Raw genomic sequence first — 12,456 nt, 5'->3', positions numbered from 1 at the left:
GCACTCCGTCGGCCAGTTTAGACCGCGCCGTGCCCTAGGGTTCCGGGATGCCGATCGTGCACATCGAGGACCTCGACCACCCGCTCCTGGCCGACTACCACCGCCTGACCGACGTGGCGCTGCGCCGGGTGCTCGAGCCCGAGGGCGGCCTCTACATCGCGGAGTCGTCGAAGGTGATCGTCCGCGCGCTCGACGCCGGGCACGTGCCGAAGTCGGTGCTGGTGCAGGAGAAACGGCTGCCGGACGCGGCGGCGGTGCTCGAGCGCTTCCCGGACGTGCCGGTGTTCGTCGGGCCGGACGCGATGATCGAGGAGCTGACCGGGTTCCACCTGCACCGCGGGGTGCTCGCGTCGATGCGGCGGCCGGAGCTGCCGTCGATGGCGTCGCTGCTCGAGGACGCCCGGCTCGTCGTCATCCTCGAGGACCTGGTCGACCACACCAACGTCGGCGCCGTCTTCCGCGCGGCGGCGGGCATGGGCGCGGACGCGGTGCTGGTGAGCCCGCGCTGCGCGGATCCGCTCTACCGGCGGAGCGTGCGGGTGAGCATGGGCACGGTGCTGCAGGTGCCGTGGACGCGGATCCCGGAGTGGGGGCCGGCGCGGGCCGAGCTGCTCGCCGCGGGCTTCTCGGTGGCGGCCCTGGCACTCGCCCCCGACGCGGTGCCGCTGGACGAGTACGCGGCCTCCCGGCCCGAGCGCGTCGCGATCGTGCTGGGCGCCGAGGGCGACGGGCTGAGCCGGGCGGCGCTGGACGCGGCCGACACCGTGGTGACGATTCCGATGCTGCACGGGGTGGACTCGCTGAACGTCGCCTCGGCGAGCGCCGTCGCGCTCTGGGCGCTGACGCGCGGGCGCTGAGCCGCGGGCGCTGAGCCGTCTGCTCCGAACGTCCGGCGCGGAACGGCGGGCGGCCGCCCCGCGCCGCCTCCGCGGGGTCCGGCGGGGGTCCGCCTACGATGACCGGGTGACTTCTCCGACGCGCCCCGACCGCTCGCCGATCGACGTCGTGGGCAGCGTCACGGCTGCGCCCGCGCCCGAGGCTCCCCGGCGTCGCCGCCCGCGTCCGCTCGCCGTGATCGGCGTGGTCCTCGCGGCGGTGCTCGTCAGCGCGAGCGGCGCGTACGCCGCGAACGCGGCCGGTGCCGAGCTGCCCGTCGCGACGGCGGTCGTCCAGGAGACGCCGCCCACGGTGATCGACGCGCCCGCCGTCGCCTGGCCGGCCTACGGCGCCGGGGCGATCTCGGCGGTGGGCGTGCAGGGGCCGGCGGACGGCGGGATGCTCTCCACCTACGGCTCGACCGGGCAGCTGCCGATCGGCAGCATCGCGAAGGTCGTCACGGCGCTGGTGGTGCTGTCGGCGAAGCCGATCGCGGAGGGGACCGACGGCGAGACGATCGCATTCACCAGCACCGACGTCGGCTACTACAACGACTCGGTCGCTGAGAACGGCTCGGTCGCGCCGGTCTCGGCGGGGCTGGAGCTCACGGAGCGCGAGGCGCTGACCGTGCTGATGCTGCCCTCCGCCAACAACTACGCGAAGTCGCTCGCCGTCTGGGCCTTCGGCTCGGAGGAGGGCTACCTCGCCGCTGCGCGCACCTGGCTGGACGAGCGCGGGCTCACCGGCACGGTGGTGGCGGACACCAGCGGGCTGTCGCCGGCGACCGTCAGCACGACCCTCGAGATGGTGGTGCTCGGCGAGCTGCTGATCGGCGACCCGGTGCTCGCGCCGATCGTCGCCCTGCCGTCCGCGGTCATCCCGGGAGTGGGGACGGTCGAGAACACGAACACGCTCCTCGGGCAGGCCGGCGTGGACGGGATCAAGACCGGCACGACCGACGAGGCCGGCGCGTGCCTGCTGTTCTCGCTCGACGCGACGGTCGAGGGCCGGCCGGTCACGATGGTCGGCGTCGTGGTGGGGGCGCGGACGCACCCGCAGCTCGCGGCGGACGTCCTGACGCTCATCCCGACCGTCGAGGCGGGCTTCCGGACGGTGACGCTGACGGAGGAGGGGCAGGACTTCGGCAGCTACACCAGCGTGTGGGGGGAGTCGGCGGTCGCCGAGAGCAGCGAGGCGCAGTCGCTGCTCGTCTGGGGAGCGACCACCGTCACCACGACCGTGTCGCTCGACCCGGTCGAGGTCGTCGCGGACGGGCAGGAGGTCGGGACCGTGAACGTGGACGTCAACGGGCAGGCGTACCCGGTGCCGCTCGTCGCGGACGGGACGATCGAGGACCCGGGGTTCGGCTGGCGCGTGACGAACCCGGGCGAGCTCTTCGGGTAGCACTGCCGGGCGGGCGGGTCTCTATACGCCGCTGCGCGGCTGCTCGACCAGCATGAAGGGGCGCCGCTTCCCGGCTGCAGACCAGCATGGGTCGCCTAGGAGTCGGCGTCGTCGACGACGATGCGGACGCCGGCCGTCGCGATGTCGGCGGCGACCTCCTCCGGGGTCGCGTTGCCGGGGACGGGGGTGCCGGGGATCGACTCGGGCGGGCGCTGCAGGTACGGGCCGGCGTCCGGCCGCTTGGCGGTGACGAAGTCGCCGGAGGACTGGTGCCGCACCCGGCGGAGCACCCAGGGCACGAGGTACTCGCGGGCCCACTTCGCGTCCTCCCGGCGAGCCGCCCGCCAGGTCGGCGTCGGCACCGGCTCCGGAGCGAACGGGCGGAGCGGGTTCTCGACGTTGAGGGCCTTCAGCACCATCCGCGCCACCTCGTGGTGGCCGTGCGGGTTGAGGTGCAGGCGGTCCGGCGCCCACATCCGCACGTCCTGGATCTCCTGCAGCGACCACTGGTCGGCGACGATGCAGTCGTAGCGCTCGGCGAGCGCGCGCAGATTCTCGTTGAAGATCGCGACCTTGCCGCGGATCCGCGCGAAGACGGGGGAGAAGCTCACGTCGACGCCGGTGAAGAGCACCACCGTCGCGCCGTCGGAGCGCAGACGGGCCAGGCCCTCCTCGAAGCGGCGGGCGATGTCGTCCGGGTCGGTGCCGGGGCGGATCACGTCGTTGCCGCCCGCGGAGATGGTGATCAGGTCCGGGCGCAGCGCCAGGGCGGGCTCGATCTGCTCGTCGACGATCTGCTGCAGCAGCCGGCCGCGCACCGCCAGGTTCGCGTAGGCGAAGTCGTCGTTCTGACTGCCGAGCACCTCCGCGACGCGGTCGGCCCACCCGCGGTGACCGCCGGGGCTGGAGGGCTCGGGATCGCCGATCCCCTCGGTGAAGGAGTCGCCCAGGGCGACGTAGCGGGACCACGGATGACGCTGCTCGACCATCCCTCCATTCTGCGCTCCGAGCGCGCGGAGGGGGTCCGTCGCTCGGACGATCCCGACACGCCGGGGCCTCGCCCGCGGGCGCGCGGACCGGCGCCCGGCGTCGGAGGTGTCGGCTAGCCTCGGTCCACGTGAACAGTCCCTCGAACTTCGGTCATCAGGTCGGCACCTCCGCCGCGGAGCACCTGTCCCCGTCGTTCCCCGGCAGGGCGCCGTGGGGCACTGCGAACAAGCTGCGGGCCTGGCAGGCGGAGGCCCTCGAGGCCTACTTCCAGCACGAGCCGCGCGACTTCCTCGCGGCCGCGACGCCCGGCGCCGGCAAGACGACGTTCGCCCTCCGCCTGGCCGCCGAGCTGCTGCACAACCGCACCGTCGACCGCATCACCGTCGTCGCGCCGACCGAGCACCTCAAGCGCCAGTGGGCTGAGGCGGCGCACCGCGTCGGCATCCGGCTCGACCCCACCTTCACCAACCGGATGGGCCGGCACGCCCGGCACTACCACGGGGTCGCCGTCACCTACGCGCAGGTCGCCGTGCGGCCCGAGCTGCACCGCGAGCTGACCCTCTCCGGCCGCTCGCTGGTCATCCTCGACGAGGTGCACCACGGTGGCGACGCGCTGAGCTGGGGCGACGCGATCCGCGAGGCCTTCGAGCCGGCCGCCCGCCGCCTCTCGCTCACCGGGACGCCGTTCCGCTCGGACACCGCGCCGATCCCGTTCGTCAGCTACCTGCCCGACCAGGAGGGCATCCGCACCTCGCTGACCGACTACGCCTACGGCTACGGCCGCGCGCTCGCCGACGGCGTCGTCCGGCCGGTGCTATTCATGGTCTACGCGGGCCAGATGCGCTGGAAGTCGAAGGCCGGCGACGAGATGGAGGCGCGGCTCGGCGAGGGCAACACCAAGGACATCACCTCGCAGGCCTGGCGCACGGCGCTCGACCCCAAGGGGGAGTGGATCCCGTCGGTCCTGCGCGCCGCGAACACGCGGCTGACCGAGGTGCGCCGCGGGATCCCCGACGCGGGCGGTCTCGTCATCGCGACCGACCACTACGCGGCGCGCGCCTATGCCGCGATGCTCCGCGAGATCAGCGGCGAGCCCGTCACCGTCGTCCTCTCCGACGAGAAGGAGGCGAGCGACCGGATCGAGGAGTACTCGAAGGGCGACAGCCGGTGGATGGTCGCCGTGCGGATGGTGTCCGAGGGCGTCGACGTGCCGCGCCTCGCCGTGGGCGTGTACGCCACCTCGGCCTCGACGCCGCTGTTCTTCGCGCAGGCGATCGGGCGCTTCGTCCGGGCCCGGCGCCGCGGCGAGACCGCGTCGATCTTCCTGCCGAACGTGCCGGGGCTGCTCGCGCTCGCCGGCTCGATGGAGCAGCAGCGCGACCACGCGCTCGACCGGCGCGTCTCGGACGATGAGGAGTACCCCGAGGCCGACCTGATGGCCGACGCCGAGCGCGAGAGCAAGGCCTCCTCCGACCTGCTCGAGGAGGGCCGGTTCGAGTCGCTCGGCTCGGCCGCCACCTTCGACCGCGTGATGTACGAGGGCGCGGAGTTCGGCATGGAGGTGGAGGTCGAGAGCGAGGAGGAGCTCGACTTCATCGGCCTCCCCGGACTGCTCGAGCCCGAGCAGGTGCGCGAGCTGCTGCAGCACCGCCAGCAGCGCCAGGCGAAGCGCGCGGGCGGTCGCGCCGGCGCTCAGGCCCCGGTGGAGGCGAAGGAGAGCGAGATCCCCGCGCCGCTCTACCGCACGCTCAAGGAGCAGCGCAGCCTCCTGAACTCGCTCGTCGGGCTCTGGGCCCGCAACACGGGGGAGACCCACGGCCAGGTGCACACCGAGCTGCGCCGGCTCTGCGGCGGCCCGGCGGTGGCGCAGGCGAGCGTGACCCAGCTGCAGGCGCGGATCGATCTGCTGCGGAAGCGGATCGGCTCGCACTGAGAAGCGGATCGGCTCGCACTGAGGCGGCGTGCACTACTGGACGAGCGGTATCCGGTCCAGCCCTCGCCGCGGAACAGCGAGGTCCGTACTGTCTGAGCGTGGCCTCCCCGGAAGCGCGGGAGGAGCCTCTCGCTAAGCTGGGCAGTCGGTCCGTCGCGAAGGTGACGGACCATCACCCCCGACGTCGGGCATCCGCAGACCGCCCGTCGGCCTCCCCCGGATCGCCCGAGACCAGAACTCAGAGGAGTCTCGTGGAGACCTGGCCCGGAACCGCCTACCCCTTGGGCGCCACCTTCGATGGAAGCGGCACGAACTTCGCCCTCTTCAGCGAGGCCGCCGAGCGTGTCGAGCTGTGCCTCTTCGAGGAGGACGGCACCGAGACGCGCGTCGAGGTGCTGGAGTCGGACGCGTACGTCTGGCACTGCTACCTTCCGCAGGTCCAGCCCGGCCAGCGCTACGGCTACCGCGTCCACGGCGCGTACGACCCGGCCGGCGGACACCGCTGCAACCCGAACAAGCTGCTGCTGGACCCCTACGCGAAGGCCGTCTCGGGCGAGATCGACTGGGATCAGTCGCTCTTCTCGTACACCTTCGGCGACCCGGACTCGACCAACGACGAGGACTCGGCGCCGCACATGATGATGGGCGTCGTCATCAACCCGTTCTTCGACTGGGCCGGTGACCGCCGTCCGCGCACCTCGTACGACAGCACCGTCATCTACGAGGCGCACGTGAAGGGGCTCACGAAGAGCCACCCCGACGTGCCGGAGGAGCTGCGCGGCACCTACGCCGGCGTCGCGCACCCCGCCGTGATCGCGCACCTCAAGCACCTCGGCATCACCGCCCTCGAGCTGATGCCGGTGCACCAGTTCGTCAACGACTCGACGCTGATGGAGAAGGGCCTCTCGAACTACTGGGGCTACAACACGATCGGCTTCTTCGCGCCGCAGAACACCTACGGCGCCACGGGCGATCTGGGCCAGCAGGTCCAGGAGTTCAAGAGCATGGTGAAGGCCCTGCACGCCGCCGGCATCGAGGTCATCCTCGACGTCGTCTACAACCACACCGCCGAGGGCAATCACCTCGGCCCGACGCTGTCGTTCCGCGGCATCGACAACGAGGCGTACTACCGCCTGGTCGACGACGACAAGCGCTACTACATGGACTACACCGGCACCGGCAACACCCTCAACGTGCGCCACCCGCACTCGCTGCAGCTGATCATGGACTCGCTGCGCTACTGGGTGACCGAGATGCGCGTCGACGGCTTCCGCTTCGACCTCGCCTCGGCGCTGGCCCGCGAGTTCTACGACGTCGACCGGCTCTCCACCTTCTTCGAGCTCGTCCAGCAGGACCCGGTGGTCTCGCAGGTCAAGCTGATCGCCGAGCCCTGGGACGTCGGCCCCGGCGGCTACCAGGTCGGCAACTTCCCGCCGCAGTGGACGGAGTGGAACGGCAAGTACCGCGACACCGTCCGCGACTTCTGGCGCGGCGAGCCCTCGACCCTGGGCGAGTTCGCCTCGCGCCTGACCGGCTCGGCCGACCTCTACGCCCGCTCCGGCCGCTACCCGGTCGCGTCGATCAACTTCGTCACCGCGCACGACGGCTTCACCCTCCGCGACCTGGTCTCGTACAACGAGAAGCACAACGACGCGAACGGCGAGGACGGCAACGACGGCGAGTCGCACAACCGCTCCTGGAACCACGGCGCCGAGGGCCCGACCGACGACCCGACGGTGCTCGGCCTCCGCGCCCGCCAGCAGCGCAACTTCCTGGCGACGATGCTGATCTCGCAGGGCGTGCCGATGATCCTGCACGGCGACGAGCTCGGCCGCACGCAGAACGGCAACAACAACACCTACGCCCAGGACAGCGAGCTGACCTGGATCGACTGGGAGAAGGCGGACCGGCCGCTGGTGGAGTTCACGGCGGCGCTGATCCGCCTCCGCGCCGAGCACCCGACCTTCCGCCGCGGCCGCTTCTTCGACGGGCGCCCCGTGCTGCGCGGCACGGGCGAGCCGCTGCCCGACATCGTCTGGTTCAAGGCCGACGGCACCGAGATGACGCCGTCAGACTGGGACTCGGGCCTGGACCGGTCGGTCGGCATCTACCTCAACGGCAACGGGATCCGCGAGCGCGACGAGCGCGGCCAGCCGGTCGTCGACGACAGCTTCCTGCTGTACTTCAACGCCGACGATGTCGACGTGGAGTTCACGATCCCGGCCGACGAGTACGCGGTCGAGTGGGCCGTCCTGGTCGACACCGCCGGAGCGGAGGCCGATTCGGTCCCGCGGCCCGCCGGCGCGATCCTCACCGTGCAGGCGAAGTCGCTCGTGATCCTCCAGGAGCACAGCGCACCCGAGCCCGAGGTCGATCACTCGGTCGCCGCCTCGCTGGCCTCGCTCGCCGCCACCTCGGCGATCCCGATCATCACCACCACGGGCCACACCAGCCCCCACGAGGAGTCGACCGACTCCGCGACCGCCCCCTCGACAGGAGCCTGACGTTGCGACTGCCCGCCTCCACCTACCGACTCCAGATCCGCTCCGGCTTCGATCTCGACGAGGCCGCCGAGGTGGCCGACTACGTGCGGTCCCTCGGCGCCGACTGGCTGTACTTCTCGCCGCTGCTGACCGCCGAGCCCGGCTCGGACCACGGCTACGACGTCGTCGACCACTCGCAGGTCGACCCGGCCCGCGGCGGCGGCGAGGGCCTCGCCCACGCCTCCGCGGCCGCGAAGAAGGAGGGCCTCGGCGTCCTCATCGACATCGTGCCGAACCACATGGGCGTCGCCACTCCGGCGGAGAACGCCTGGTGGTGGGACCTGTTGAAGCACGGGCGGGACTCCCGCTACGCGGAGGCGTTCGACATCGACTGGGCGGCGGGTGCGGGCAAGCTGCGCGTGCCGATCCTCGGCGACGGGGCCTCCGAAGGCGACAGCGACAGCGAGCTCGATGCGCTCGAGGTGGTGGGCGACGAGCTGCACTACTACGAGAACCGGCTGCCGATCGCGCCCGGCACCGCCGAGCCCGGCGACTCCGGCCGGACCGTTCACGCCCGGCAGAGCTACGAGCTGGTCAACTGGCGCCGCGCCGACGCCGAGCTCAACTACCGCCGCTTCTTCGCGGTGAACACCCTCGCCGCGATCACGGTCGAGCGGCCCGAGGTCTTCGAGGCCTCGCACCGCGAGATCGTCCGCTGGTTCACCGAGGGCCTCGCCGACGGCCTGCGCGTCGACCACCCGGACGGACTGGCCGATCCGGGCGGCTACCTGGACGACCTCGCTCGCGCCATCGACGGCGCCCCGGTGTGGGTCGAGAAGATCCTCGAGGGTGACGAGCAGCTGCCGGCGCACTGGGCGACCGTGGGCACCACCGGCTACGACGCGCTCGCGGACATCGACCGCATCCTCGTCGACCCCGACGCCCGCCCGGTGCTCGAGGGCCTGGACGCGGAGCTCGGCGACGGCGGCGAGCCGGTGGACTGGGCCGACCTGATCCACGACACCAAGCGCGGCATCGCCGACGGCATCCTCCGCTCCGAGGTGCTCCGCCTGGCCCGCCTGATCCCGCAGGTCGACGGCGCGGACGACGCGATCGCCGAGCTGCTCGCGACCTTCCCGGTCTACCGCAGCTACCTGCCCTACGGCGCCGAGCACCTCGAGCACGCGCGGCTCGACGCGCGGCACCGCCGCCCCGAGATCGCCGCGACGATCGACGAGGTCGCGGCGCTGCTCGAGGAGACCGGCACTCCGGTGTCGGTCCGCTTCCAGCAGACCTCCGGCATGGTGATGGCGAAGGGCGTCGAGGACACGGCGTTCTACCGCTACAGCCGCCTCACCTCGCTCAACGAGGTCGGCGCCGACCCGGACGAGTTCGCGATCGACCTGGAGGAGTTCCACCGCCGCCAGGGCGTCCGCCAGGCGTCGTTCCCCGCGTCGCTCACCACGCTGTCGACGCACGACACCAAGCGCGGCGAGGACACCCGCGCGCGCATCACCGCCCTTGCGGAGGACGCCGAGGCCTGGGCCGAGACGCTCCGCGAGCTGCACGGGCTGGTCGGCTTCGGCGACGGACCGGTGGAGCACCTGTTGTGGGAGGCGATCGTCGGATCATGGCCCGCGTCGCGCGAGCGCCTGCACGCCTACGCCGAAAAGGCGTCGCGCGAGGCCGGCAGCTCGACGAAGTGGACCGCCCCGGACGAGGCGTTCGAGAAGCGGATGCACGCTGCCGTCGACGCCGCCTTCGACGACGCGGCCGTGCGCCGTCTGATCGAGGACACCGTGGCGCGCGTCTCGGCCGACGGCTGGTCGAACAGCCTCTCGGCCAAGGCCGTCCAGCTCACCGCACCCGGCATCCCGGACGTCTATCAGGGCAGCGAGCTGTGGGAGACGTCGCTCGTCGACCCCGACAACCGCCGCCCGGTCGACTTCGCCGAGCGCCGAGCCCTGCTGGAGAGGATCGACAGCGGCTGGCTGCCCGAGATCGACGCGGAGGGCGCGGCCAAGCTGCTCGTGACCTCGCGGGCCCTGCGCCTGCGCCGCGACCGGCCGGAGCTGTTCACGCGCTACGCCGCCGTCCCCGCCATCGGCCCCGCGGCCGAGCACGTGATCGCCTTCGACCGCGGCGGTGCGCTGACGGTCGCCACCCGCCTGCCCGCGCGCCTCGCGGCCGAGGGCGGCTGGGGCGAGACCCTGATCGTCCTGCCCGGGCGCCCGGTCGAGGACGTCCTCACCGGCCGCACCTTCGCCGGCGGACCGACCGCCGTGTCGGAGATCCTCGGCGGCGGCTACCCGGTCGCCCTGCTCGCGCCGGTCGCCTGACCCGGCGAGTCCCTTCCTGCCGACCCCGTTCGAACGACCCTGGAGAACCCCGTGATCAGCACGACGCCCTACCGCTACGCCCTTCCCGTCTCCGGACCCGAGCGCTTCGACGTGTGGGCGCCCGAGGCCTCCTCCGTCGAGCTCGCCCTCGGGGCGGGAGCAACGGTCGCGATGGCCCGCTTCGGCGACGAGGGCTGGTGGCGGGTCTCCGGGTCGGTCGCCGGAACGGGCGAGGTCGACTACGGCTACCTGGTCGACGGGAAGGGGCCGTTCCCGGACCCGCGCTCGCGTCGCCAGCCCGGGGGAGTGCACGAGCTCTCGCGCAGCTACGACCCGAGCGCGTTCGAGTGGGCCGACCAGGCCTGGACGGGTCGCCAGCTGGCCGGTGCCGTGATCTACGAGCTGCACATCGGCACCTTCACCCCGGAGGGCACCCTCGACGCGGCCGCCGGCCGGCTCGAGCACCTGCGCTCGATCGGCGTCGACTTCATCGAGATCCTCCCGGTCAACGCGGTGAACGGCACGCACAACTGGGGCTACGACGGCGTCCTCTGGTACGCCGTCTCGGAGGCGTACGGCGGACCGGAGGCGTATCAGCGCTTCGTCGACGCCGCGCACCGCGCGGGCCTGGGCATCGTGCAGGACGTGGTGTACAACCACCTCGGCCCGAGCGGCAACTACCTCCCCGAGTTCGGCCCGTACCTCAAGAACGAGAAGGCCAACACCTGGGGCAGCTCGATCAACCTCGACGGGGAGGGCTCGGACGTCGTCCGGGGCTACATCCTCGACAACGCGCTGATGTGGTTGCGCGACTACCACGTGGACGCTCTGCGCCTCGATGCGGTGCACGCGCTCTCGGACGAGCGCGCCGTGCACGTGCTCGAGGAGATGGCCGCCGAGGTGGCCGTGCTCTCGGCCGATGTCGGGCGCCCGCTGACGCTGATCGCGGAGTCGGACCTCAACGACCCGAAGCTGATCACCCCGCGCGAGGCGGGCGGCTACGGGCTCGACGCGCAGTGGAGCGACGACTTCCACCACGCCGTGCACGTCGCCCTGACCGGTGAGACGACCGGCTACTACGAGGACTTCGCGCCGCTCGGCGCGCTCGGCAAGGTGCTCACCCACGGCTTCTTCCACGACAGCACCCTCTCGACGTTCCGCGGCCGGCACCACGGGCGCCCCGTCGACACCGAGCGGATGCCCACGTGGCGCCTCGTGGTCTGCAGCCAGAACCACGACCAGATCGGCAACCGCGCGATCGGCGACCGGCTGACCGCGACCCTCGACGAGGGACGCCTCGCGATCGCCGCCGCGCTGACGCTGCTCGGCCCCTTCACCCCGATGCTCTTCATGGGCGAGGAGTGGGCGGCGTCGACCCCGTGGCAGTTCTTCACCTCGCACCCCGAGAAGGACCTGGGCGAGGCGACGGCGAAGGGCCGCATCGAGGAGTTCGCGAAGATGGGCTGGGACCCGGAGGTCGTGCCCGACCCGCAGGACCCCGAGACCTTCGAGCGCTCCAAGCTCGACTGGTCCGAGGCGGAGGAGGGGCGCGGTGCGCGCATCCTCGCCGTCTACCGCGAGCTGGCGGTGCTGCGCCGTCGCTTCCCCGAGCTGACCGACCCGCGGTTCGGCTCGGTGCGCGTCGAGCTCGACGAGGACGAGCGCTGGCTCACCCTCGGCCGCGGCCGGGTGACGATCGCGATCAATGTCGGCGAGGCGTCGGCGCGTGTCCCGCTGCCCGAGGTGGCGGAGTCGCTCCTCGCCGTGGGCGAGTACGCCGTGTCGCCGGGCGACACCGAGGTCGACCTCGGCGCGTCCTCGCTGCTGATCACGCTCAGCGACGCCGAGTAGGCGTCGGTCGCGCGCCGTCCCGAGTCGAGTCGGGTCGGCGCGCTCCTGAGTCCCCGTCCATCGCCCGCGCACGCCGCTGCCCACCGGAGACCTGTCAGCGGGCCGGCACGGAGTGCTCCGCGTCGGCGATGATCCGCACGCCGTCGTCGTGCACGAGCAGCAGGGCGCGCAGCGGCATCGCCCGCCGGTGGCAGGCCGCGCTGAGCTGGCGGGCGAGCACCCGGTCGGTCTCGCCGAGGAACGCCCGCCCAGGGCGCTCGAGTGCGAACGCGAGCGAGCCGACGTCGTGGTGCGCGACCGCCTTGGCGAGGGTCGCGACGATGCGCTCGGTCTTCTCCTCGTCGGGGTGCACGGGCAGGCCGTCCACCGGGTAGAGGATCGGCAGCTGGTAGCCGGCCCGGTCGAGCAGGATCGGCCAGAGCGCGCGGCGGTAGGCGGGCCCGATCAGCGAGGAGACGCGCTCGCGCAGGTCCCGGTCGTCGCGCAGCGGCACGTCGAGCGCCGAGGGGTGGAGGGCGTGGTCCGTGTTCGTCATGGTGTCGCTTTCTCGCGGGTGGTGCGGGCGCGGGAGCGCTCGCGG

General features: G+C 72.4%; 8 protein-coding genes. 6 read left to right on the top strand and 2 right to left on the bottom strand.

Translation table 11 applies throughout. The features are described from left to right. Window positions 1-47 precede the first annotated feature (47 nt). Window positions 48-857, top strand: a complete 810-nt coding sequence (locus tag HRK28_RS17410; protein ID WP_173252545.1) for an RNA methyltransferase — start codon at window positions 48-50, stop codon at window positions 855-857. Between the two features lie 106 nt (window positions 858-963). Further along, window positions 964-2,280, top strand: coding sequence for a D-alanyl-D-alanine carboxypeptidase (locus tag HRK28_RS17405; protein WP_173252544.1), 1,317 nt, complete (start codon window positions 964-966; stop codon window positions 2,278-2,280). Between the two features lie 95 nt (window positions 2,281-2,375). On the opposite strand, the gene HRK28_RS17400 is transcribed toward HRK28_RS17405, so the two are convergent. Then, entirely contained in the window at window positions 2,376-3,269 is an 894-nt protein-coding gene (locus HRK28_RS17400; RefSeq protein ID WP_173252543.1) for an SGNH/GDSL hydrolase family protein, read from the bottom strand. Between the two features lie 128 nt (window positions 3,270-3,397). Here HRK28_RS17400 and HRK28_RS17395 point away from each other — a divergent pair, with 128 nt between their 5' ends. The 4 genes from HRK28_RS17395 (at window position 3,398) to treZ (ending at window position 11,876) form a co-directional block, all read left to right on the top strand. Further along, window positions 3,398-5,203, top strand: coding sequence for a DEAD/DEAH box helicase (locus tag HRK28_RS17395; protein WP_160089675.1), 1,806 nt, complete (start codon window positions 3,398-3,400; stop codon window positions 5,201-5,203). 251 nt (window positions 5,204-5,454) lie between these two features. Further along, on the top strand, window positions 5,455-7,707 hold the full coding sequence (glgX, locus tag HRK28_RS17390) for a glycogen debranching protein GlgX (RefSeq protein ID WP_160089673.1): 2,253 nt from the start codon (window positions 5,455-5,457) through the stop codon (window positions 7,705-7,707). Between the two features lie 2 nt (window positions 7,708-7,709). After that, window positions 7,710-10,025: a malto-oligosyltrehalose synthase gene (gene treY / locus HRK28_RS17385; protein ID WP_173252542.1), complete on the top strand. Its 2,316-nt coding sequence runs from the start codon at window positions 7,710-7,712 to the stop codon at window positions 10,023-10,025. 51 nt (window positions 10,026-10,076) lie between these two features. Beyond that, window positions 10,077-11,876: a malto-oligosyltrehalose trehalohydrolase gene (gene treZ, locus HRK28_RS17380; RefSeq protein ID WP_367948466.1), complete on the top strand. Its 1,800-nt coding sequence runs from the start codon at window positions 10,077-10,079 to the stop codon at window positions 11,874-11,876. 94 nt (window positions 11,877-11,970) lie between these two features. Here the strand turns inward: treZ and HRK28_RS17375 are convergent, their stop codons facing one another. Then, on the bottom strand, window positions 11,971-12,411 hold the full coding sequence (locus HRK28_RS17375; RefSeq protein WP_123704248.1) for a hypothetical protein: 441 nt from the start codon (window positions 12,409-12,411) through the stop codon (window positions 11,971-11,973). Window positions 12,412-12,456 lie beyond the last annotated feature (45 nt).

The sequence above is a fragment of the Rathayibacter sp. VKM Ac-2835 genome, from assembly GCF_013266705.1.
In the GTDB taxonomy this organism is placed as follows: domain Bacteria; phylum Actinomycetota; class Actinomycetes; order Actinomycetales; family Microbacteriaceae; genus Rathayibacter.
This window is presented reverse-complemented; position numbering and strand designations above follow the sequence as displayed.